This window comes from Rhizobium sp. 21-4511-3d (assembly GCF_053522545.1).
Window position 1 is genome coordinate 1,017,584 of the sequence record NZ_JBNWCF010000001.1, and the last position, 22,721, is coordinate 1,040,304.

Annotated in this window: 24 protein-coding genes and 1 tRNA gene; 21 read left to right on the forward strand and 4 right to left on the reverse strand. The window is 62.2% G+C overall.

Annotated elements, in window-relative coordinates:
• The first annotated feature begins 1 nt into the window (after position 1).
• Both ACQZ5H_RS05540 and ACQZ5H_RS05545 read left to right on the forward strand, forming a co-directional pair.
• Positions 2 to 514, forward strand: a complete 513-nt coding sequence (locus ACQZ5H_RS05540) for a DUF934 domain-containing protein (protein WP_449096957.1) — start codon at positions 2 to 4, stop codon at positions 512 to 514.
• Between the two features lie 37 nt (positions 515 to 551).
• Positions 552 to 1,763, forward strand: a complete 1,212-nt coding sequence (locus ACQZ5H_RS05545; RefSeq protein ID WP_449096958.1) for a UbiH/UbiF family hydroxylase — start codon at positions 552 to 554, stop codon at positions 1,761 to 1,763.
• On the opposite strand, the gene ACQZ5H_RS05550 is transcribed toward ACQZ5H_RS05545, so the two are convergent.
• Together ACQZ5H_RS05550 and ACQZ5H_RS05555 are read right to left on the reverse strand one after the other, a co-directional pair.
• Positions 1,743 to 2,693 (reverse strand): AEC family transporter, encoded by a 951-nt coding sequence (locus ACQZ5H_RS05550; protein ID WP_449096959.1) that lies wholly within the window; start codon positions 2,691 to 2,693, stop codon positions 1,743 to 1,745. The two genes, ACQZ5H_RS05545 and ACQZ5H_RS05550, sit on opposite strands and share 21 nt — an antisense overlap.
• Positions 2,694 to 2,737: 44 nt before the next feature.
• Complete coding sequence (locus ACQZ5H_RS05555; RefSeq protein WP_449096960.1) at positions 2,738 to 3,487, reverse strand: cytochrome c biogenesis CcdA family protein; 750 nt, start codon at positions 3,485 to 3,487, stop codon at positions 2,738 to 2,740.
• A 196-nt stretch (positions 3,488 to 3,683) separates the two neighbouring features.
• Between ACQZ5H_RS05555 and ACQZ5H_RS05560 the strand changes: the two genes are divergently transcribed.
• The 3 genes from ACQZ5H_RS05560 to ACQZ5H_RS05570 all read left to right on the forward strand — a co-directional run bounded on the left by ACQZ5H_RS05560 (position 3,684) and on the right by ACQZ5H_RS05570 (position 4,709).
• A tRNA-Lys gene (locus ACQZ5H_RS05560) sits at positions 3,684 to 3,759 on the forward strand.
• Between the two features lie 217 nt (positions 3,760 to 3,976).
• Positions 3,977 to 4,246, forward strand: a complete 270-nt coding sequence (locus tag ACQZ5H_RS05565; protein ID WP_449096961.1) for a hypothetical protein — start codon at positions 3,977 to 3,979, stop codon at positions 4,244 to 4,246.
• 151 nt (positions 4,247 to 4,397) lie between these two features.
• Positions 4,398 to 4,709, forward strand: coding sequence for a hypothetical protein (locus ACQZ5H_RS05570; RefSeq protein WP_449096962.1), 312 nt, complete (start codon positions 4,398 to 4,400; stop codon positions 4,707 to 4,709).
• Positions 4,710 to 5,070: 361 nt separating this feature from the next.
• Here ACQZ5H_RS05570 and ACQZ5H_RS05575 read toward each other — a convergent pair whose 3' ends face one another.
• Positions 5,071 to 5,508, reverse strand: a complete 438-nt coding sequence (locus tag ACQZ5H_RS05575) for a hypothetical protein (protein WP_449096963.1) — start codon at positions 5,506 to 5,508, stop codon at positions 5,071 to 5,073.
• 205 nt (positions 5,509 to 5,713) lie between these two features.
• Here ACQZ5H_RS05575 and ACQZ5H_RS05580 point away from each other — a divergent pair, with 205 nt between their 5' ends.
• The 6 genes from ACQZ5H_RS05580 to ACQZ5H_RS05605 all read left to right on the forward strand — a co-directional run bounded on the left by ACQZ5H_RS05580 (position 5,714) and on the right by ACQZ5H_RS05605 (position 10,400).
• Entirely contained in the window at positions 5,714 to 5,926 is a 213-nt protein-coding gene (locus ACQZ5H_RS05580; RefSeq protein ID WP_130278357.1) for a hypothetical protein, read from the forward strand.
• Complete coding sequence (locus ACQZ5H_RS05585; protein WP_449096964.1) at positions 5,923 to 6,300, forward strand: GFA family protein; 378 nt, start codon at positions 5,923 to 5,925, stop codon at positions 6,298 to 6,300. The genes ACQZ5H_RS05580 and ACQZ5H_RS05585 overlap by 4 nt, the downstream gene beginning before the upstream one ends.
• 147 nt (positions 6,301 to 6,447) lie before the next feature.
• On the forward strand, positions 6,448 to 7,755 hold the full coding sequence (locus tag ACQZ5H_RS05590) for an efflux RND transporter periplasmic adaptor subunit (protein ID WP_449096965.1): 1,308 nt from the start codon (positions 6,448 to 6,450) through the stop codon (positions 7,753 to 7,755).
• 11 nt (positions 7,756 to 7,766) lie between these two features.
• Positions 7,767 to 8,483: an ABC transporter ATP-binding protein gene (locus ACQZ5H_RS05595; RefSeq protein ID WP_449097021.1), complete on the forward strand. Its 717-nt coding sequence runs from the start codon at positions 7,767 to 7,769 to the stop codon at positions 8,481 to 8,483.
• A complete protein-coding gene (locus ACQZ5H_RS05600; RefSeq protein ID WP_449096966.1) occupies positions 8,473 to 9,681 on the forward strand; it encodes an ABC transporter permease in 1,209 nt (402 codons plus the stop codon). Before ACQZ5H_RS05595 ends, ACQZ5H_RS05600 begins: the two co-directional genes overlap by 11 nt.
• Before the next feature lie 104 nt (positions 9,682 to 9,785).
• A complete protein-coding gene (locus tag ACQZ5H_RS05605) occupies positions 9,786 to 10,400 on the forward strand; it encodes a GntR family transcriptional regulator (RefSeq protein ID WP_112711831.1) in 615 nt (204 codons plus the stop codon).
• A 48-nt stretch (positions 10,401 to 10,448) separates the two neighbouring features.
• Here ACQZ5H_RS05605 and ACQZ5H_RS05610 read toward each other — a convergent pair whose 3' ends face one another.
• A complete protein-coding gene (locus tag ACQZ5H_RS05610) occupies positions 10,449 to 11,261 on the reverse strand; it encodes a ferredoxin--NADP reductase (protein ID WP_203429983.1) in 813 nt (270 codons plus the stop codon).
• Positions 11,262 to 11,507: 246 nt separating this feature from the next.
• Here ACQZ5H_RS05610 and pcsA point away from each other — a divergent pair, with 246 nt between their 5' ends.
• The 10 genes from pcsA to yjfF all read left to right on the forward strand — a co-directional run bounded on the left by pcsA (position 11,508) and on the right by yjfF (position 22,716).
• A complete protein-coding gene (pcsA, locus tag ACQZ5H_RS05615) occupies positions 11,508 to 12,236 on the forward strand; it encodes a phosphatidylcholine synthase (RefSeq protein ID WP_112711833.1) in 729 nt (242 codons plus the stop codon).
• Between the two features lie 10 nt (positions 12,237 to 12,246).
• Positions 12,247 to 13,227, forward strand: a complete 981-nt coding sequence (locus tag ACQZ5H_RS05620; protein WP_449096967.1) for a quinone oxidoreductase family protein — start codon at positions 12,247 to 12,249, stop codon at positions 13,225 to 13,227.
• 46 nt (positions 13,228 to 13,273) lie between these two features.
• Complete coding sequence (locus ACQZ5H_RS05625) at positions 13,274 to 14,848, forward strand: ABC transporter ATP-binding protein (protein ID WP_449096968.1); 1,575 nt, start codon at positions 13,274 to 13,276, stop codon at positions 14,846 to 14,848.
• Entirely contained in the window at positions 14,838 to 15,923 is a 1,086-nt protein-coding gene (locus ACQZ5H_RS05630; RefSeq protein WP_203428908.1) for an ABC transporter permease, read from the forward strand. Before ACQZ5H_RS05625 ends, ACQZ5H_RS05630 begins: the two co-directional genes overlap by 11 nt.
• Entirely contained in the window at positions 15,920 to 16,840 is a 921-nt protein-coding gene (locus tag ACQZ5H_RS05635) for an ABC transporter permease (RefSeq protein WP_112711841.1), read from the forward strand. Before ACQZ5H_RS05630 ends, ACQZ5H_RS05635 begins: the two co-directional genes overlap by 4 nt.
• Before the next feature lie 55 nt (positions 16,841 to 16,895).
• Positions 16,896 to 17,966, forward strand: coding sequence for a BMP family ABC transporter substrate-binding protein (locus ACQZ5H_RS05640; protein WP_449096969.1), 1,071 nt, complete (start codon positions 16,896 to 16,898; stop codon positions 17,964 to 17,966).
• Between the two features lie 153 nt (positions 17,967 to 18,119).
• A complete protein-coding gene (gene ytfQ / locus ACQZ5H_RS05645) occupies positions 18,120 to 19,082 on the forward strand; it encodes a galactofuranose ABC transporter, galactofuranose-binding protein YtfQ (RefSeq protein ID WP_112711845.1) in 963 nt (320 codons plus the stop codon).
• 120 nt (positions 19,083 to 19,202) lie between these two features.
• Complete coding sequence (gene ytfR / locus ACQZ5H_RS05650; protein WP_449096970.1) at positions 19,203 to 20,726, forward strand: galactofuranose ABC transporter, ATP-binding protein YtfR; 1,524 nt, start codon at positions 19,203 to 19,205, stop codon at positions 20,724 to 20,726.
• Positions 20,723 to 21,751 (forward strand): ABC transporter permease, encoded by a 1,029-nt coding sequence (locus tag ACQZ5H_RS05655; protein WP_449096971.1) that lies wholly within the window; start codon positions 20,723 to 20,725, stop codon positions 21,749 to 21,751. Before ytfR ends, ACQZ5H_RS05655 begins: the two co-directional genes overlap by 4 nt.
• Positions 21,748 to 22,716, forward strand: coding sequence for a galactofuranose ABC transporter, permease protein YjfF (gene yjfF, locus ACQZ5H_RS05660; protein ID WP_449096972.1), 969 nt, complete (start codon positions 21,748 to 21,750; stop codon positions 22,714 to 22,716). Before ACQZ5H_RS05655 ends, yjfF begins: the two co-directional genes overlap by 4 nt.
• Positions 22,717 to 22,721: the final 5 nt, after the last annotated feature.

Genomic DNA, 22,721 nt, shown 5'->3' on the forward strand with positions numbered 1-22,721 from the left:
GATGACGAAGATCTGGAGAGAAACCGGTTTTGTCGAGAACGATCCCTGGGTTATCGAGACCGAGGAAGTCAAGGCAACCGAAAATCAGAAGCCGTTGCTTGGCCTCGACGAGCTGATCGCCAGGGCCGATGAGAGCAACGATGTCGGTCTCGGTGTGCTGGTTAAGCCGGCCGACGATGTCCGCAAGCTCGAGCCCTATCTCGACCGTCTGGCGATCATCGCCGTTGCCTTCCCGGCATTCAACGATGGCCGCGCCTTCAGCCACGCCTCGCTGCTGCGCGATCGCCTCGACTACAAGAGCGAACTGCGCGCCGTCGGCGACGTGCTGATCGACCAGGTGCCGTTGATGCTGCGCGTCGGCATCGACAGCTTCGCGGTGACCAACGAGACGGCGCTGAAGCGTCTCTCGGAAAATCGTCTGCCGGGAATTCAGCATCATTATCAGCCGGCTGTGCGTGACGCGGACAGCGGCAAGGGCTATAGTTGGCGTCGTCAGGCGAAGCCGGCGGCATAGAGCCGGCTCGCCGTCATCTGATGACGGAAGCAATGCGATGAAGAATTTCGAAGTGGCGGTGATCGGTGGCGGTCTCGCCGGCATGGTTGCCGCGGTAGCGATTGCCCGCGGCGGCCGCGACGTGGCGCTGATCGCGCCGCCTGCAGCCAGGGAAGACCGGCGCACCACGGCGCTGATGGATCAGTCGATCCGCTTCCTTGATCGCCTGACCCTCTGGGACAAGCTGAAGCCGTCGACCGCGCCGCTCACCAGCATGCGCATCATCGACGGCACGAATCGCCTGCTGCGGGCGCCGGCAACGACCTTCCGCGCCGCCGAAGTCGGCCTCGATGCCTTCGGCTACAATTTCCCGAACAGGGCTCTGACCGATGTGCTGGAAACGGCCATCGCGGGCGAGGGCAACATCACCCGCTTCGACGCCTTCGCCGAGACGATCGAAATCGGCGACGAGAGCGTGACGCTGACGCTTGTCGGCGGCGAGCAGCTGACGGCCGATTTCGCCGTCGGCGCTGACGGGCGCAAGTCGAAGCTGCGCGAAACTGCCGGCATAGACGTCCGTAACTGGTCCTACCCGCAATCGGCCATGGTGCTGAATTTCAGCCATTCGGTGCCGCACCAGAACATCTCCACCGAATTCCACACTGAGCATGGCCCTTTCACCCAGGTCCCGCTCTCGGGAAGCCGCTCCAGCCTCGTCTGGGTCCAGAACCCGGCGGAAGCCGCTCAGAATGCGGAGCTCTCCCTTGAGGATCTGAGCCGTCTTGTCGAGGAACGCATGCAATCGATGCTCGGCAAAGTCACCGTCGAGCAGGGCGTCCAGGTCTGGCCACTGTCCGGCATGATGGCGCATCGCTTCGGTAAGGCCCGGATCGCGCTGATCGGCGAGGCTGCCCATGTCTTCCCGCCGATCGGAGCTCAGGGGCTGAATCTCAGCCTGCGCGACATCATGGCGCTGACCGATATTCTCTGCACCCGCGCCGAACTGCCGGTCGCAGCCGATGCAGGCGAGCAGTTCGACCGCAAGCGCCGCGCCGATATCATGACGCGCACCGCCAGCGTCGATCTTCTGAACCGCTCGCTGCTTTCGGATTTCCTGCCGGTGCAGATGCTGCGCGCCGCCGGCCTGCACATCCTCTCGGCCATCCCTCCGCTGCGCAACATCGTCATGCGCGAGGGCATCGAGCCCGGCCGCGGTCTCCGCGGCATTCCGGACGCCCTGAAGGAAAGGCTAAGCCGGAAGAAAGCCTGATTTGATCGCGATCAGGAACAGGGAGACGGTCACCACCGAAAGCGCGGTGGTGATCAGGATCGTTGCCGACGCGCGCTCCTGCCAGACGTGATAGAGCTGCCCGAGGACGAAGACATTCGTCGCGGTCGGTAGTGCCGCGAGCAGCACCGCGGCATAAACCCAGACCGGCTCGAAGCCACCGACCAGCGTCAGCGCGGCATAGACGACGAGCGGATGGACGATCAGCTTGGCCGGAACGATGTAGCTGATTTCAACAGGCACCCGCTTGAGCGGCCGCAGCGCTAGCGTGACGCCCATCGCAAACAGCGCGCAGGGCGCGGCCGCCTGGGCAAGATAGTCGATGAACTGCCTGAGCGCCGATGGCTGCTCGAACTCCAGCCCCGCCGCAAGAAAGCCGGCCGCCGTCGACAGGATGAACGGATGCAGCGCGACCTTGCGAACGATATCGGCGGCAATCTGCCCCCGTGAGCGCTTGTCATCGCCCGCGGCCGCCATCATCGCCGGCGCCACGATGAAATGCAACGCGTTCTCGAGGCAGACGATCAGCGCGACCGGAACCGCAGCCCTGTCGCCGAAGGCGATCAGCGCCAGCCCGGGACCCATGTAGCCGATGTTGCCGTAGGCGCCGGCAAAAGCCTGGATCGTCGATTCGTCCATCCGGCTCTTGCGGATGAAACGGCCGATGACGAAAATCGCGATGAAGATCGAATAGGTGGCGGCCAGATCGGTGACGATGAAATCGATCCGCGCCAGGTCCTCGACCGGCGTGCGCGATACCAGCTTGAAGAACAGCGCTGGCAGGGCGGCATAGACGATGAACGTGTTCAGCCAGCCGAGCGCCTCGGCCGGCTGTTTCGTCACCTTCGCGGCGATATAGCCGATCAGGATCAGGCCGAAGAAGGGCAGGAGCAGGCTGATGATATCGGCCACTGGACCGTCCGGGGCAAGTTGCAGAGCGGGCGAATGCTTCCCGCTTAGCCGATCTGCATCAGGATTGGAAAGGTCTGCTGGAACCAGATCGCGGCTTGACTGATAAAGCCGAACATGAAGGCGAGGCCGGTGAGCACCAGAAGCCCGCCGAGAATCTTCTCGACCGTGCCGAGATGACGGCGGAAGCGCACCAGGAACCGCATGAAGGCACCCGAGAAACCGGCTGCGATCCAGAAGGGAATGGCAAGACCCAGCGAATAGATGGCAAGCAGCCCGGCGCCGGAACCGACCGTCTCGCGCGACGCGGCGACGCCGAGGATCGCGCCGAGCACGGGACCGATGCAGGGCGTCCAGCCGAAGGCGAAGGCAAGACCCATGACATAGGCGCCGGTCAGCGTCGCCGGCTTGCCGCCATTCTGAAAGCGGGCCTCGCGCGCCAGCAATCCGATTCGGAACACGCCGAGGAAGTTGAGGCCCATGATGATGATGATCAGGCCGCCGATCTTCGAGAGGATGTCGAGATGCTGGCGGAGAGCCATGCCGATGCTGGAGGCACCGGCACCCAGCGCCACGAATACGGTCGCGAATCCGAGCGTGAAGAACAGCGCCGAGAAGAACACGCCGCGGCGCACATCGGGAGCCACGGCAACAGCCGTCCCGCCACGGAACTGATCGACGGAGATCCCGGCCATATAGCAGAGATAGGGCGGAACGAGCGGCAGAACGCAGGGGGAGAGGAAGGACAGAGCACCGGCGATCAGGGCGCTCCACAGGGAAATATCGGCAATCGACACGCATCTTCTCCGGCTGCAATCAGGCCGTTCTCTAGCGCTGCGGCCACGCGATTGCCAATCACCTTTTTGCGCTCCGGCAAGAAATGTGCCGAACGCCTGTGAAAGGCATGATTTTTCGGTTGACCGCAATGGGTCGCCTGCATATGTTCCGCGCACTTCCAGCCGGGGCGGCAAATCGCTGTCCAGTGCACCGTGGGAGAGCGTAGCTCAGCCGGTAGAGCAACTGACTTTTAATCAGTAGGTCTCGGGTTCGAACCCCGACGCTCTCACCACTTTCTCCCAGTGATTTTCCGATTTGAGCAACCGGCAAAGACTGTTCCCGTTGCCTCTCTCTGCCAACCCGAATCGGCATTCTCCCGCCTTTTCCAAGGCTTAGCGCTCGCCGCATTCCGTCTTTTGCGGAACAATCACATTTCCCCCGCGTTAGCTGGCATCGACTGAATGATGCCATGCCCGGATCGGTATCCGGCTCAATATGCGGAGAATATAGTGAAGAAGCTTCTTGTTGCCTGTTTCATCGGTCTCGCCTCTATCACCGCGAGTGCCACGCCCTCCATGGCCGACAGTGTCACGGTGACGGTCGGGGATAGCCATCATGGGGATCGCTGGAATCGCAGTCACCATAACGATTGGCGCCGCCATCACTACCGCTCGCGCCATCACGCGCGCCGCCACTGCAGTGTGAGGACGGTGCGCTACCATCGCCATGGCCGTGTGGTCTTCGCCAAGAAGCGCGTCTGCAGCTATTCACGCTGGTAATCGCCCGCGCCTGAGACAAAGCCCCGGTTCGCGCCGGGGCTTTGTCATGTCTGTAGGACGGCGTCGTTAATGCGGGATTAATCGCAATGATGCCATTGTTTCGATGTTTGAGTGCCACAGCGCGAAGCGCGGAAGCTCGACTGGAGAGACGATGAAGAAGATAACGAGTTCGATCTTGGCGGCGGTGATTGGTGCGAGCTGCCTGATTGCAGTGACGGACAACGCAGCCGCGGACGACTGGCGCCATAGGCGGCACTATCACGACAATACCGGCGCAGCCATTGCCGGTGGCCTCGCGGCCGGCGTCATCGGCGGCATGATCGGCGGAGCCATTGTCAATAACGGCCCGCGTTATGTCGAGCCGCCGCCGCCCCCGCCGCCGCGTTGCTGGTTCGAGGACCGCCAGGTGGCCAACGCCTATGATGGCGGCTGGCATATGGAGAGTGTTCGCGTCTGCCGCTAAGGCCGGACGAAACCGGAAATGAAAAAGCGCGCCGTTGAGCGCGCTTTTTGTTTGCCGTCGATTATCGCGGTTCAGCGCCGCGGAAAGTCGTTCCAGTTGGACGCCCGTGCCTTGGCGACAACGGTCTGGGCCTCGCGGCCAAGGAACAATACGCTGAAGATTGCGACGATGGTGATGATATCCCACATGGCCTGACCCCTCGTTGGACGGGCCGTTCATCGGCTGCCGTCTTGTTCCGGGTGCGACCGCCATCGCACTTGCGGATGGCCTTAATATGATCGAAGCCTAAGCTATCGCATATCGCGAGATTTGGGGATGCCCCGCCGCTAGCTTCGGCGAGGCACCGGCTCCTAGTCCGCCATCAACCCTTGAGCTTGGCATTGCAGAGGCTGTAATAGCCGCCGCCCTTCTGGATCCACTTCAGGCCGCCAAGCGAATTGCTGGCCTTGTCTTCGTTGTATGCATCGACGCAGGTATGCATGCGGGCCTTGCCGGGCTTTTCGCTGGCATATTTCGTCGAGATTGCGGTCGGGAATTTCACGCCCGAGGGGGCAGCCACTGTCGGCTTTTCGGGCTCTTCATTGGTGTTGAGAGAAACGTCGGGCTCGGCGGTTGCGTCAGCGCCGCATTGAGCCTTGCGGAAGTCGTTCCACTTCACGCCTTTTGCCGAGCCGTCCGCCTGCGCGGACTTATACTTGGCGCTGCATTCTTTCATTGTCAGCGCCGAGGCCGGTGTTGCCATGAAGGCCGTGGCGCCGAGAAAAGCAAGCGAGGTAAGCAGAAGTGCACGATTGAGCATTGGTCCATCCTCCGATTGTACCGTGTGCCCGTAAACTATCGGACCGGATGAAATTCTCAGTCAACGCGGCAATTTATCTCACCAACTATAAGTATAGTTCCATGATTACTTTCAGGTTGCATTCTGTTTCACGTTTTTCCGCTGGCCTTTCCATGATCGACCGCCGCCCTAGATTGTAAATGCAGCGCGCAGGAGGGCTCTTTCGATGACCGGACATACAACTGACAGCAAGACCTCATCCCACAAGGTGATCCGTGGACGGCCCTACAGCATCAGCGAATTCGCGCGCAAATACCGCCTCGATGATGACGAGGCGAAGCGGCTGTTCGACAAGTTCGGTCCCTCAGCCACGGAGCTCGACCTGCTGATGGCGGCAAAGCGCAGGCCGCCGCACCCGACGCCCGGCCTCGGCATGTGAGCGCGCTGCGCAGCGGCGGCTGTCTCTGCGGCGCCGTCCGCTACGAGATCCGGGGCGAGCCTTTGACATCCGGTCTTTGCCATTGTGCCGATTGCCGCAAGGAAAGCGGCTCGCTGTTCTCCGCCTATGCGATATGGCCGCGCGCGGCCCTGACCTATTCCGGCGATGTATCCGTCTTTGCCGGGCGCAGTTTCTGTCCGCATTGCGGCGGCCGCCTGTTTTGCCTAACGGATGAGAAAGCCGAGCTGCGGCTCGGCTCGTTCGATGGTCCTCCTGTTGGAATCGAGCCGGCACAGGAGGTCTGGATCATCAGGCGCGAGCACTGGCTGCATCCTGTCGCCGGCGCGGCGCAGTTTCCGGGCGATCCGGTTTGAAAAGCGGAGTTTTATTACCAAGATTTAATTGCACAATGCCCGCTTTCCGTGCCAATGCGGCGCTATCGCTAATCTCCGGTTCATCTACCCTGTGACTATCTAGGGATGAACGGAGCAGGTGCTCCCATATCTCTGTTTGAGGATTTTATGAGCGATTCCGAAACTGGAACCGGCCCGAAGACATCGCCCGCCAAGCATGCCGAAAACGATCTCGCGGCCGTTCTCGCCGCATCCGGCAAGCGCCGCAAATCCGGCCGCTGGCGGGGGAGACTGCTGGCAGCCGCCGCGATCGTCATCATCGGTGGCGGTGCGGCCTATTACTATTCCGGCCGCGGCGGCAACGAATACAGCTACACGACCCAGCCGGTGAAGCGCGGCGACCTGACGGTTCTCGTCACAGCCACCGGTTCGGTGCAGCCGACGGAGCAGGTCGATATTTCGAGCGAGCTTTCCGGCACGGTGCGCGACGTCAATGTCGACTATAACAGCACCGTCAAGGCGGGCGACGTGCTCGCCGTCCTCGACACCAACAAGCTGGAAGCCGACGTCAAGAGCTCGCGCGCCAAGCTCGCTTCCGCGAAAGCCAATGTCACCAAGGCCGGTGCCGATCTGGAATCGGCGCGCACCTCGCTGGATCGCGTCAAAAACCTCGTGCAGAGCAACGTCACGACGCGCCAGAGCCTCGACGACGCGAGCTACAAGTTCGATTCCGCCGTCGCCACCAAAGAGATCAACGAAGCCGACGTGCTATCGTCGGAAGCCGATCTGCAGCTGGCGGAAGTCAATCTCGCCAAGGCGAAGATCGTCTCGCCGATCGATGGCGTCATCCTGACGCGTTCGGTCGATCCGGGCGCAACCGTTGCCGCGTCGCTCTCCGCACCGGTTCTCTTCGTCATCGGCGGCGACCTGAAGAAGATGGAGCTGCAGGTGGATGTCGATGAGGCCGATGTCGGCCAGATCGCCGTCGGCCAGAAGGCGACCTTCACCGTCGACGCCTATCCGGACCGGACGTTCCCCGCCGAGATCGAGCAGATCCGCTTTGCCTCGGAGACGACCAACAACGTCGTCACCTACAAGGCTGTGCTCTCTGTCAACAATGCCGACCTGCTGCTGCGCCCGGGCATGACGGCGACAGCCGACGTCACCGTCGAGGCCGTCAAGGACACGCTGATGGTGCCGAATGCCGCGCTGCGCTATGCGCCGCCGGAAACGGGCGCCGGCCGCAACCGCGGCATTTTCGGTCTCTTCCGTCCACCCCGCATGGGACCGCGATCGGGCGCCGGTGGCGAAGCACTGACCGGCAACAAGCGCCGTGTCTGGGTGCTGCGCGGCGAACGCCAGGTTCCACTCGTCATCCAGGTGGGCTCGTCGGATGGCCAGTTCACGCAGGTGACCTCGGGTGAGATCAAGGACGGCGATGCGCTCGTGACCGACGCCACCGCCAGGACACGATAGGCGGGCGGATGATGAGCACTCCGCCGCTTCTGGAATTCCGGCAGGTGTCGAAGATCTACGGCGAGGGCGAGGCGGCGATCCGTGCCCTCGATCACGTCGATATGGCGATCGCCACGCATGAATTCGTCGCGATCATGGGCCCCTCGGGTTCCGGCAAGTCGACGGCGATGAACATTCTCGGCTGCCTCGATGTGCCGACTTCGGGCGACTATGTCTTCCAGGGCATCTCGACGACCGGGTTCGATCGCAGCCAGCTGACGCTGCTGCGCCGCCACATGCTGGGCTTCGTCTTCCAGGGCTTCAATCTTCTGTCGCGCACCTCGGCGCTCGAAAATGTCGAGCTGCCGCTGATCTATCGCGGCATGCATGCCGCGGAGCGTCACAAGCGCGCCCGCGAGGCACTGAAGCTCGTCGGCCTCTCTGGCCGCGAACATCACAAGACGCAGGAGCTCTCCGGTGGCCAGCAGCAGCGCGTCGCAATCGCCCGCGCCATCGTCACCGAACCGGCACTGTTGCTCGCTGACGAACCGACGGGCAATCTCGATACCAAGACCAGCATCGAGATCATGGATCTGATGACGCGCCTGAACCGCGAGCAGGGGATCACCATCGTCATGGTCACCCACGAGCCCGATATCGCCGCCTACGCCCAGCGCCTGCTGCGCTTCGTCGATGGCAAGCTGGAAGCCGAAGTGGCGCATCAGCAGGAGGCCAGCCATGTTTCTTGAGACGCTGAAGCTCGCGCTGCGCGCCATCACCCGCAACATGCTGCGCTCGTTCCTGACTGTGCTCGGCGTCGTCATCGGCGTTGCCGCCGTCATCGCGCTGGTGACGATAGGCAATGGCACGACGGCGCAGGTATCGGCCGAGCTCTCCCGGCTCGGCACCAACATGCTTTTTGCCCGGCCCGGCCAGTTCGGCCCCGGACGCGCCAGTACGGAGGCCCGGCGTTTCACGGTCAAGGATGTCGATGCGATCCGCGATCAGGTGACTGGCCTGCGCGCTGTCGCGCCGCTCAACCAGACGACTGCGACGGTCATCTATGGCGGCCAGAGCCATTCGACGAGCGTCATGGGTACGACCAACGACTATTTCATCGCCCAGGACTGGGACATGGCGCTCGGCCGCACCTTCGATGCCGCCGAGGAACGGGGCAGGGCGCGTTGTATCCTCGGCGAGACCGTGCGCTCCCAGCTCTTCGGCGCAGCCGATCCCACCGGCCAGCAGATCCGCGTCGGCAAGGTTTCCTGCAGCGTCATCGGCGTTCTCGCCAAGCGCGGTCAGTCGGGCATGGGTAATGACCAGGACGACGTGGTGATCATGCCGGTGAAGGTCTACCAGCGCCGTATCGGCGGCAAGGCCAATGCGAATGTGCAGATGATCGTCATCTCGGCGCGCGATGGTGTCGAGACCTCCAAGATCCAGGACGAGACCGAAAACCTGCTGCGCGAGCGCCGCAAGATCATTCCAGGCCGCGAGGACGATTTCAACGTCAACGACATGACACAGATCGCCGAAGCGATGACCGGAACGACGACGCTGCTGACCGGCCTGCTCGGCGCCGTCGCCGCCATCAGTCTGCTGGTCGGCGGCATAGGCATCATGAACATCATGCTGGTATCGGTGACGGAGCGAACCCGCGAGATCGGCATACGTCTCGCGATCGGCGCGCTGGAGACGCAGGTCCTCATGCAGTTCCTCGTCGAGGCGGTGGCGCTGTCCTTGTTCGGCGGCATTACCGGTATCGTGCTCGGCATGGGGATCGGCTTCGTTTCGGTGACGCTGCTGAAGGTGCCATTCGTCGTCAGCCCGCTGATGATCGGCGTCGCCTTCGCCTTCTCGGCGGCGATCGGGATGATCTTCGGCTATTTTCCGGCCCGGCGCGCCGCCCAGCTGAACCCGATCGAGGCACTCCGTCACGAGTGACGTGAAGTCACCGCTCTTTGATATGTCATCCCCACACCCAACCTTGCCATTGCGCAGGATGCGTGTAAGGGATGATATATCAGTAAGTTGCGGCGGATCACCGAATGCAGAACTCGCAAAGTCACCAATCCTACCTGGCGCTTGAGCACGCGATCGTCACGCTCGCTGTGAAGCCCGGTGCCATGGTGACGGAGCGCCAGCTGATCGATATGACCGGGCACGGCCGCACGCCGGTGCGCGAGGCGATCCAGAAGCTCGCCTGGCAGGGCCTGATCATCGTGCGCCCACGCGTCGGCCTGCAGATTGCCGAGATCGGCCCTGACGACCACGCCAGCGTCATGCAGGTGCGCCGCGAGCTGGAGCCGATTGCCGCGGCCCTCGTTGCCGAGCACGCGAACGAGGATCAGCGCGAGGCGCTGGCCGGCTGCGAGAACGCCATGCGGGCCTGCGCCGACAGCGGCGATCTCGCCGCCTTCTTCGCCGCCGACAAGGCGTTCGACGAAGTGCTGGAAGAGGCTTGTCCGAACCAGTTCATCACCGCGGCGCTCGGCCCGGTGCAGACCCATTCGCGCCGCATCTGGTACTCGACCGCCAACCCGTCCCGCATGGAGCGCTCGATCGCGTTGCATGTCGCAACGATCGAGGCGATCCGCGAGGGCCGCACCGACGCCGCCCGTGACACGATGACCGTACTGATCGACTATCTCAGCCAGAAATGAAAACGGCCCCGTTTCCGGAGCCGTTTGCAATCAGATTGTCTGGAGCGATCAGCCGACGAAGGCGCGTTCGATGACGAACTCGGCCGGCTTGCTGTTGGCGCCTTCCTCCAGGCCTGCCTTTTCGAGCAGTTCCTTGGTGTCCTTCAGCATGGCCGACGAGCCGCAGATCATGCCGCGGTCGATCGCCGGATCGATCGGCGGGATGCCGAGATCGGTGAACAGCTTACCGGACTCGATAAGGTCGGTAATGCGGCCGGTGCGCTCGAAATCCTCGCGGGTCACGGTCGCATAGTGGCGCAGCTTGTCGCCGACGATTTCGGCGAGCAGCTCGTCGTTGCGGATTTCGTCAACGAGGTCGAAGCCGTATTTCAGTTCGGCAACGTCACGCGTCGTATGGGTGAGGATGACTTCCTCGAACTTCTCATAGGTCTCGGGATCGCGGATCAGGCTGGCGAAGGGTGCTATGCCGGTGCCGGTCGAGAACATGTAGAGGCGCTTGCCGGGGGTCAGCGCGTCGAGGACCAGCGTGCCGGTCGGCTTCTTGCGCATCAGCACCTGGTCGCCAGGCTTGATGCCCTGCAGATGTGAGGTCAGCGGGCCATCCGGAACCTTGATCGAGAAGAATTCGAGCTCTTCGGCCCAGGCAGGGCTTGCGATCGAATAGGCGCGGAATACCGGCTTGCCCTCGACCATCAGGCCTATCATCGCGAACTCGCCCGAGCGGAAACGGAAGCCCTGCGGCCGGGTCATCGTGAAGCGGAAGAGCCGGTCGGTATAATGGGTCACACTCAGCACCGTTTCGGCATAGACGTTTGCCGGAATGGAGGAGGCGAAATCTTCGGTCTTTGCAGGGGCGTTCATTTCGGTATCGGATCCCGTATTCATCGCACGAAAGTTCTATTGCGAGGCTGATATTACAAAACCACCGCAAATTAAAGGCAATCCATTCTCTGCCGCGTGCCAGCTGCGAAATATGCATGTCATTCTCATGATTCAATGCTCTGTGGGCTGTTTTCGCTTTTGATCTGGCGGAGCGGGGCAAAGGATGCATATTAGGGCCAAAACGCGCCCGGGAGTATCAGGGGGCGGCAGGCGCTACGGGGAAACATGAAGATTTTCAATTACAAGCGCGTACCCTACGCGGAGATGCGCGCCTTTTCCGTCCATATTCTGACGGCTTCCGGCTCCTTTCTGGCCTTCCTCGGCGTTGTGGCCGCTGCCGAGCATCGTTTCATCGACATGTTCTGGTGGCTGGGCCTGGCGCTCCTCGTCGACGGCATCGACGGCCCGATCGCCCGCAAGGTGCGGGTCAAGGAAGTACTGCCGAACTGGTCGGGCGACACGCTCGACAACATCATCGACTATGTCACCTACGTGCTGCTACCAGCCTTCGCGCTCTATCAGAGTGGCATGATCGGCGAGCCCTGGTCCTTTGCCGCGGCCGGCATGATCGTCGTCTCCAGCGCCATCTATTATGCCGATATGGGCATGAAGACTGAGGAATACTTCTTCTCGGGCTTCCCCGTCGTTTGGAACATGATCGTCTTCACGCTCTTCGTCATGGATGCGAGCGCCATGACCGCGATGATCGTCGTCACGGTCTCGGTATTCCTGACGTTCCTGCCGATCAATTTCCTGCATCCGGTCCGCGTCAAGCGCCTGCGGCCGCTCAATCTCGGCGTCTTCTTTCTCTGGTCGGCGCTCGGCATCTATTCGCTACTGATGCATTTCGATATGCCGCATTGGGCGGTTGTCCTCTTCATCATCAGCGGTATCTATCTCTACTGCATCGGCGCCGTGCTGCAGTTCTTCCCGGCGCTTGGAAAGAGCGAATAGGACAGGCGCAATGGCAAAGACGCAGGCAGTCGCATTCAGCCGCAATGGCGGCCCGGAGGTTCTTGACTATGTGGATGTCGATCTGCCGCCGCCCGGCGCCGGCGAGGTGCAGCTGAAACATGCTGCGATCGGCCTGAACTTCATCGACGTCTATTTCCGCGACGGCACCTACAAGGCGCCGCATCTGCCCTTCGTCACCGGCAAGGAAGCCTCCGGCACCATCACCGTTGTCGGCCCGGGCGTGACCGGCTTTGCCGTCGGCGACCGGGTTGCCTACGCGAGCGCCGATGGCGCCTATAGCGTCGAGCGCAACATCGACACCAAGCATCTGGTCAAGGTGCCTGACGGCATCAGTCTCGAAACCGCCGCCGCGATGATGCTGAAGGGCATGACGGCAGAGTATCTGCTGAACCGCACCTTCAAGGTCGGGCCGGAAACGGTTCTGCTGTTCCACGCCGCTGCCGGCGGCGTCGGCCTGATCGCCGGTCAGTGGGCGAGGGCGCTCGGCGCTACCGTCATCGGTACGGCGGGATCGGACGACAAGGTCAAGCTGGCGCTCGAGCACGGTTACGATCACGTCATCAACTACAGGACGGAAAACTTCGTCGACAGGGTGAAGGAAATCACCGGCGGCAAGGGCGTCGATGTCGTCTACGACTCCATCGGCCGCGACACCTTCCCGCACTCGCTCGACTGCCTGAAGCCGCGCGGTCTCTTTGCCTCCTTCGGTCAATCCTCTGGCGGCATTGAGAATTTCACGCTTGCCGCACTCGCCCAGCGCGGCTCGCTCTTTGCCACCCGGCCGACGCTCTTCAGCTACATTGCGACACCGCAAGAGCTTAAGGATTGTGCAAACGCGCTATTTGCTGTTGTGCTGAGCAACAAAGTGCGTATCAATATCAATCAAACATATCCGCTACGTGAGGTGGGACGGGCTCACACGGATCTGGAAGCAAGAAAAACGACTGGAACTACGCTGCTGATCCCATAGAGATTCCGTGAAAAAGGACGGATCGGCAGAGAGAAATGAGGGGAACGTGTCGTCATCCAATGCGCCGTCGTCGGGTGCGTTACTGTCGGTCCAGAAGCTGACCAAGCATTTCGGCAGCTTTGCTGCCTGCAATGAAATCGACCTCGATATAGCCCCCGGCGAAATCCATGCTCTGCTTGGAGAAAACGGTGCGGGAAAATCGACCCTGGTGAAAATGCTGTTCGGCGTGCTGGAGCCGACGGCTGGTCACATCCTCTGGGAAGGCAAGCCCGTCACCATCGGCTCCCCCGGCGAGGCCCGCAATCTCGGCGTCGGCATGGTCTTCCAGCACTTCTCGCTGTTCGAAGCGCTGACCGTTGCCGAAAATATCGCTCTCTCGCTCGCTGACACCATTCCGATCGGCAAGATCGCCGAAGAGGCACGCACGCTGTCGCGCGCCTACGGTCTGCCGCTCGACCCGCATGCGCATGTGGCCGACCTTTCGGTCGGCGAACGCCAGCGCATCGAGATCGTCCGCGCCCTGCTGCAGAACCCGAAACTGATCATCCTCGACGAGCCGACTTCGGTGCTGACGCCGCAGGAAGCCGACAAGCTGTTCGAGACACTCTTCAAGCTGAAGGCCGAGGGCCGCTCCGTTCTCTATATCAGCCACCGTCTCGAGGAAGTGCAGCGCATCTGCGACCGCGCCACCGTTCTTCGCCACGGCAAGGTGACCGGCGCCTGCGATCCGAAGCAGGAAACGCCGGCATCGTTGGCCCGCATGATGGTCGGCAGCGATGTCGCAGCCGTCACCCATCCCGACCGCGGCAACAAGGGCGAAGTCCAGCTCGCGGTGACCGGCCTTTCTGTCTCTGCGCGTACTCCCTTCGCCATGCCGCTCAAGGACGTCTCTTTGGCTGTCCGCTCCGGCGAAATCCTGGCGATCGCCGGTGTGGCCGGTAATGGTCAGAGCGAACTTTTCGATGCGCTCTCCGGCGAATATCCCGTTGCCGAGCCGAACGCGGTGATGATTCGCGCAAAACCGGTCGGCACGCTCGGCATTACCGCCCGCCGTCTTCTCGGCGCCGGTTTCGTCCCGGAGGAACGCCACGGCCACGCCGCCGTCTCGGCCATGAAGCTCTCTGACAATCTGGTGCTGGCGCGCAGCCAGTCGGATCGCAAGTCCTTCCTTGGCGGAGGCTTCCTCGGTGTCATCAAGCACGGCGCAGTCAAGACCGCCGCGCGCCGCATTTCCGAAGCCATGGATGTCCGCAAGAGCGGAGACGATCCGGCGGCTGGGTCGCTGTCGGGCGGCAACCTGCAGAAGTTCATCGTCGGCCGCGAGCTCGACCGCCAGCCGGCCGTCCTCGTCGTCAATCAGCCGACCTGGGGCGTTGATGCCGGTGCTGCAAGCCGCATCCGTCAGGCTCTGGTCGATCTGGCCCGTGCCGGTTCTGCCGTCGTCGTCATCAGCCAGGATCTCGACGAGATCTTCGAAGTCGCGACCGAGATCGCCGTCATCTCCGAAGGGCGGCTGTCGCCGCCATTCCCGTCGGGCGAACTGACCCGCGAAAAGATCGGCCTGTTCATGGGCGGCCTGCATGAAAGCAAGCCCGCTGCGGAGGCCGGACATGCGCATTGAACTCGAAAAGCGTCCGCAGGTCTCGAAGCTCTACGCCTTCGTCTCGCCGCTGCTCGCACTGGCCCTGACGTTGATTGCCGGCGCCATCATGTTCGCCATTCTCGGCAAGGACCCAATCGAGGCGCTCGACGCCTTTTTCATCGAGCCGCTGCTCGAAGTCTGGTCGCTGCACGAGCTGGCGATCAAGGCCGCACCGCTGATCCTGATCGCCGTCGGTCTTTCGGTTTGTTACCGTTCCAACAACTGGAACATCGGCGCCGAAGGCCAGTTCACGGTCGGCGCCATTACCGGCTCGATCCTGCCGATCGTCTTCACCGAATGGCATTCGCCGATGGTGCTGCCGCTGATGCTGATCATGGGCGCGATCGGCGGGGCGCTGTTTGCGGCAATCCCGGCGCTGCTGAAAGCGCATTTCAACACCAACGAGATCCTGACCTCGCTGATGCTGGTCTATATCGCCCAGCTCTTCCTCGACTGGCTGATCCGTGGCCGCTGGCGCAATCCGCAGGGCTTCAACTTCCCTGAAAGCGTCGGCTTTCCGCCGGAAGCGACCTTGCCCGCGATCTGGGAGGAGTCCGGCCGCGCGCATTGGGCCTTCATCTTCGCGATCGTTGCCGCGATCCTCGTCTGGTTCATGATGAAATACACGCTGAAGGGCTTCGAGATCGTCGTCCTCGGCCAGTCGGAACGGGCAGGGCGTTTTGCAGGCTTTTCCTCGAAGCGGATGATCTGGTTCGGCTTCCTGTTTTCGGGCGCTCTGGCCGGTCTCGCAGGCATTTCCGAAGTCTCCGGCTCGATCGGCCACCTGCAGCCGGCTATCTCGCCGGGTTATGGCTTTACCGCGATCATCGTCGCCTTCCTCGGCCGCCTCAATCCGCTCGGCATCATTCTCTCCGGCCTGGTGCTGGCGCTGACCTATCTCGGCGGCGAGGCAGCGCAGCTGTCGATCGGCGTCTCCGACAAGGTTACGCGCGTGTTCCAGGGCTTGCTGCTGTTCTTCGTGCTCTCGTGCGACACGCTCATCTACTACAAGATCCGCATCATCTGGTCGCGGGTCCGGGGAGGCGCGGCATGAGCATCTTCGAAGCCATCCTGCTGACGGTCATCACCGCCTCCACGCCGCTCGTCATCGCCGCGCTCGGCGAACTCGTGGCCGAGCGTTCTGGCGTCCTCAACCTCGGTGTCGAGGGTATGATGATCATGGGCGCCGTCGCCGCCTTCGCCGGTGCGCAGATGAGTGGCTCGCCCTATATCGGCCTGATCTGCGGTATCGCCGCGGGCGCGCTGTTTTCGCTGCTCTTCGGCTTCCTGACGCTGACGCTGGTGGCAAACCAGGTGGCGACAGGTCTGGCGCTTACCATTCTTGGTCTCGGCGTGTCAGGCATGCTCGGCGAATCCTTCGTCAGCGTTCCCGGCATCCGGCTGAGTCCCATCGTCTTCCCGTTCCTGTCGGATATCCCAGTGATCGGCTCGGTGCTGTTCCGCCAGGACCTGACCTTCTACCTGTCGATCGCGCTCCTGGTCGGCGTCAGCTGGTTCCTGTTCCGCAGCCGCGCCGGGCTCAAGCTGCGCGCCATCGGCGACAATCACGCCTCGGCCCACGCGCTCGGCATCAACGTCATCCGCACCCGCTATCTGGCCGTCATCTTCGGCGGCGCCTGCGCCGGTCTTGCCGGTGCTCAGCTGTCGCTGGTCTATACGCCGCAATGGGTGGAGAACATGTCATCCGGGCGCGGCTGGATCACGCTGGCGCTGGTCGTCTTCGCTTCCTGGCGGCCGCTGCGCGTCTTTGCCGGTGGCTATCTGTTCGGCGCCGTCACCATTCTGCAGCTGCACGCGCAGGCCTTCGGCATCGGCATCCCCGCGCAGTTCCTGTCGATGCTGCCCTATGCGGCCACTATTGTGGTTCTCATCATCATTTCTCATAATCGGCGCACGACGTTGATCAATACGCCCGCGTCGCTTGGAAAAGCCTTCGTACCGGAGCGATAGAAGAAAAAAATCAGACGGGTTTCCGGAAATCTCTTCAAAACCAACAGGGGTCACCATGAAGAAAATAGCACTCGCACTTGCCGCATCGGCTGCCGCGCTGATCAGCGTCGGTTCCGCTCAGGCGGCGGACAAGACCAAGATCTGCTTCGTCTATGTCGGTTCGCACACCGACGGCGGCTACTCGCAGGCGCATGATCTCGGCCGCCAGCAGATCCAGCAGGAATTCGGCGACAAGATCGAAACGCCTTACCTCGAAAACGTGCCGGAAGGCCCGGACGCCGAGCGCGCCATCGAGCGTCTCGCCCGCTCCGGCTGCAAGCTGATCTTCACGACCTCCTTCGGCTTCATGGACGCGACCGTCAAGGTTGCCGCCAAGTTCCCGGACGTGAAGTTCGAGCACGGCACCGGCTACAAGACCGGCCCGAATCTCGCGACCTACAACTCGCGCTTCTATGAAGGCCGCTACATTCTCGGCCAGATCGCTGCCAAGACCTCGAAGAACCACGGCGCTGCCTACATCGCCTCCTTCCCGATCCCGGAAGTCGTGATGGGCATCAACTCCTTCGAGCAGGGCGCCAAGTCCATCGACCCGAGCTTCAAGCTCAAGGTCATCTGGGTCAACACCTGGTTCGACCCGGGCAAGGAAGCCGACGCCGCCAAGGCGATGATCGACCAGGGCGTCGACGTCCTGACGCAGCACACCGACACGACCGCGCCGATGCAGGTTGCCGAAGAGCGCGGCATCCACGCCTTCGGTCAGGCCTCCGACATGATCGCAGCCGGCCCGAAGGCGCAGCTGACGGCGATTGTCGATACCTGGGGCAACTACTACTCCAAGCGCGTTCACGCGCTGCTCGACGGCACCTGGAAGTCCGAGCAGAGCTGGGATGGCCTGAAGGACAACATCCTCAAGATGGCGCCCTACACGAACATGCCGGATGACGTGAAGAAGATGGCCGAGGAAACCGAAGCCAAGATCAAGTCCGGCGAGCTGCATCCCTTCACCGGCCCGATCAACAAGCAGGACGGTACGCCTTGGCTGAAGGCCGGCGAGAAGGCTGATGACGGCACGCTGCTCGGCATGAACTTCTACGTCGAAGGCGTCGACGACAAGCTGCCGCAATAATATCAGGCCTCAACTTTTGCGATTGCGAAAGGCGCTCCGAAAGGGGCGCCTTTTTTGCTGCACTGCATGCTAGAATTACGATTTACAAAAGTAATACTATATGATTTTTTGACTCTCGTGCCGCGAGGAGGCGGCCTTTTGGGAGAGACAATCATGAAACTGAAAACTGCACTCTTGAGTGCCACGATTCTGGCTGCCTGCATGTTCGGTTCGGCCCAGGCTGCCGGTCTCGTTGTCGGCTTTTCGCAGATCGGCTCGGAATCGGGCTGGCGCGCTGCCGAAACGACCGTGACCAAGCAGCAGGCCGAGAAGCGCGGCATCGATCTCAAGTTCTCCGATGCTCAGCAGAAGCAGGAAAACCAGATCAAGGCGATCCGCTCCTTCATCGCCCAGGGCGTCAACGCCATCCTGCTCGCACCTGTTGTCGAAACCGGCTGGGATGCCGTCCTGAAGGAAGCCAAGGAAGCCGATATCCCGGTCATCCTGCTCGACCGCACGATCAAGGCCCCGGAGGATCTTTATCTCACCGCCGTGACCTCGGATCAGGTCCATGAAGGCAAGGTTGCCGGCGACTGGCTGGTCAAGACCGTCGGCGACAAGAAGTGCAACATCGTCGAGCTTCAGGGCACGACCGGTTCTTCGCCGGCCATCGCCCGCAAGAAGGGCTTCGAAGAAGCCATCAAGGGCCATGACAACCTGAAGATCGTCCGCAGCCAGACCGGCGACTTCACCCGCGCCAAGGGCAAGGAAGTCATGGAAAGCTTCCTGAAGGCGGAGAACGGCGGCAAGGATATCTGCGCCCTCTACGCCCATAACGACGACATGGCCGTCGGCGCCATCCAGGCGATCAAGGAAGCCGGCCTGAAGCCGGGCAAGGACATCCTGACGATCTCGATCGACTCCGTTCCGGATCTCTTCAAGGCGATGGCTGACGGCGAGGCGAACGCTACCGTCGAGCTGACGCCGAACATGGCCGGCCCCGCCTTCGATGCGCTCGATGCCTACCTGAAGGACAAGAAGGCACCGCCGAAGTGGATCCAGACGGAATCCAAGCTCTACACGCAGGCCGACGATCCGATGAAGGTCTACGAGGAGAAGAAGGGTCAGGGCTACTGATTTGACGCTGGAACCGCACCGGCCCATCATGGACCGGTGCGGGACTGCCTCTGCGTGCGGGACGTCATGTCCCGCATTTGCAACGGCATGACGGGGTGCATATCAGGAAACGGCCGGACCATGATTCACGATTTCGAGAACGTCCTCGTCGCATCAGGCATATCGAAATTCTTCCCCGGCGCAGTCGCGCTGGACAAGGTGGATTTCACCCTGCGCAAGGGCGAAGTGCATGCGCTGCTCGGCGAAAACGGAGCAGGCAAATCGACACTCATCAAATGCATGACGGGCGCCTATCGCCGTGACGGCGGCAGCCTGACGCTCGATGGCGGTGACATCGATCCGGGCGATACGCTCGCCGCCCAGCGGCTTGGCATCGGCACCGTCTACCAGGAGGTCAACCTCCTTCCCAATCTCAGCGTCGCCGAGAACCTGTTTCTCGGCCGCCAGCCGCGGCGCTTCGGCATGGTCGATATCCGCACCATGAACCGGCAGGCGCGCGAGCTGCTCGCCCAATACGGCCTGACGATCGACGTGACCGCACAGCTCGACCGCTTCTCGGTCGCCGTGCAGCAGGTCATCGCCATCGCCCGGGCCGTGGATCTCTCCGGCAAGGTCCTGATCCTCGACGAGCCCACCGCCAGCCTCGATACGCAGGAAGTGGCGATGCTCTTCGGCATCATCAGAAACTTGAAGGAGAGGGGGCTAGGCATTGTTTTCATTACGCACTTCCTGGAGCAGGTCTATGAGATCAGCGACCGCATAACGGTGTTGCGCAACGGCCGCCTTGTGGGCACGCGCGACACCGCCGAGCTGCCGCGCCAGGGCCTTATTGCCATGATGCTGGGCCGCGAACTCGCCCATGCGGAGGAAGCGGCCAAGGAACGTAGCACCGAGGCCGGGGCGATGAAGTACCGCTTCGAAGGCTATGGCAAGCGCGGCAAGGTGAAGCCCTTCGATCTTGAAGTCCGCGTCGGCGAAGTCGTCGGTGTCGCCGGCCTCCTGGGTTCCGGGCGCACGGAGACGGCCGAGCTGCTCTTCGGCATCGAGAATGCCGATAGCGGCAAGGCGGAGATCGACGGCAAGCCCGTTGCGCTCAACAGCCCGCGGGCGGCGATCCGGCAGGGCTTCGGCTTCTGCCCGGAGGACCGCAAGACGGATGGCATCATCGGCGACCTGTCGATCCGCGAGAATATCGCGCTGGCGCTGCAGGCCCGTCGCGGCTGGGCAAGGCCGCTCTCCCGCAGCGAACAGAACGCCCTGGCCGACCAGTACATCAAGACGCTGGATATCCGCACCACCGACCGCGAGAAGCCGATCCGGCTCTTGTCGGGCGGCAATCAGCAGAAGGCCATCCTGGCCCGCTGGCTCGCCACCAGTCCAGACTTCCTGATCCTCGACGAACCGACGCGCGGCATCGATGTCGGGGCGCATGCCGAGATCATCCGGCTGATCGAGGAGCTCTGTGCCAAGGGTATGTCTCTGGTGGTGATTTCATCGGAATTAGAAGAGCTTGTCGCCTATAGTTCACGTGTCATCGTACTTCGTGACCGCGAACATATCGCCGAGCTTTCAGGCAACAGCATTACCGCGTCGGGCATTGTCGATGCCATCGCCGCGGCCGAGAAGAAGACGGAGGATGCATGAGTTCCTCACTTAAGGCGCTCGCCATCCGCCTGGCGCCGCAATTGATTGCGCTTGTTGTCATTCTTTCCTCGAATTTCATCATGTTCCCGCAATTTTTTAACGTCGTTGTTCAAAATGACCGGCTCTACGGCAGCCTCATCGACGTGCTGAACCGCGGCGCGCCCGTGGCGCTGCTGGCGATCGGCATGACGCTCGTCATCGCCACGAAGGGCATCGACCTCTCGGTCGGCGCCGTCATTGCCATCTGCGGCGCGGTCGCGGCCTCGTCGATCGTTTCGGGCAATTCGCTGGCCTACACGCTTGTCGTCACGCTTGCGGTCGGTTTGCTCTGTGGTGTCTGGAACGGCTTCCTCGTCGCCATCCTCAACATCCAGCCGATCATCGCCACGCTCGTGCTGATGGTCGCCGGGCGCGGCATCGCGCAGCTGATCACCGAAGGCGTGATCATGACCTTCAACGATCCGGGCCTGATCTTCTTCGGCAGCGGCTCCTTCGCCTATCTGCCGATGCCGGTCGTCATCTGGCTGCTCGTCGGCGCGATCGTCATCCTGCTGGTGCGCCGCACCGCGCTTGGCATGCTGGTCGAGGCGGTCGGCATCAATAGACGTGCCAGCACGCTCTCGGGCGTTCGTACCCCGGTGCTGTTGATGGCCGTCTATATGCTGAGCGCCCTCTGCGCGGCGATCGCCGGCATCATCGTCGCCGCCGACATCAAGGGCGCCGATGCCAACAACGCCGGACTGTGGCTGGAGCTCGATGCCATCCTGGCTGTTGTGGTGGGCGGAAACTCGCTGCTTGGCGGCCGCTTCAGCATCCTGGGGTCGCTGATCGGCGCGATGATCATCCAGGCGGTCAATACAGGCATCCTGCTTTCCGGATTCCCGCCGGAGTTCAACCTGATCATCAAGGCGATCATCATCCTCGTCATTCTCATCATCCAGTCGCCGGCGCTGCAATCGGCAGCCGCCTTCTTCAGCCGCAAGCCGGTGGAGAGCGCGGGCGTGCGCGTGGAGCAGCCGAAATGAATTCCCGTTACCTGCCTCTGCTCGCCACGATCGTCATCTTCATCCTGTCCTATGCGGCCTGCGCGCTGCAATATCCGAACATGCTGTCGACCCGCGTCGCCGGTAATCTTCTGACCGACAACGCTTTCCTCGGAATCGCCGCCGTCGGCATGACCTTCGTCATCATCTCGGGCGGCATCGATCTGTCGATCGGCTCCGTGATCGCCTTCACCGGCGTCTTCCTGGCGGTCATCCTGCGTGACACGGCGGTCCATCCGCTGGTTGCCTTCGCCATGGTGCTCGTCATCACCACCGCCTTCGGCGGCCTGATGGGCGCGGTCATCCATTACCTGAAGATGCCGCCCTTCATCGTCACGCTCGCCGGCATGTTCCTGGCCCGCGGCATGTCCTACGTGCTGTCGATCGACAGCATTCCGATCGAGCATGATTATTACACGACGCTGACCGGCATCTATTACCGCCTGCCGGGCGGCGGGCGCCTGACGCTGATCGGCGCCATCATGCTGATCGTCTTTGCGGCAGGCATCTTCCTCGCCCACCGCACCCGCTTCGGCACCAACGTCTACGCGCTCGGCGGCGGGGTTCAAACGGCAGAGTTGATGGGCGTTCCGGTGGCCAAGACCACCATCCAGATCTACGCGCTTTCGGGCTTTCTGGCGGGCCTATCCGGAATCGTTTTTTCTCTCTATACGTCGGCCGGTTATTCCCTTGCAGCGGTGGGCGTCGAGCTCGACGCCATCGCAGCGGTCGTCATCGGAGGGACGCTGCTGACTGGGGGTGCAGGATTCGTAGCGGGAACCTTTATCGGTCTCCTGATACAGGGGCTCATTCAGACATACATCACCTTCGACGGAACCCTGTCGAGCTGGTGGACGAAGATCTTGATCGGGCTTCTGCTCTTCGCATTCATCTTGATGCAGAAGGCCATTCTGTTCCTTTCCAGCCTGAACAAGAGGTATGCCTGACGGAG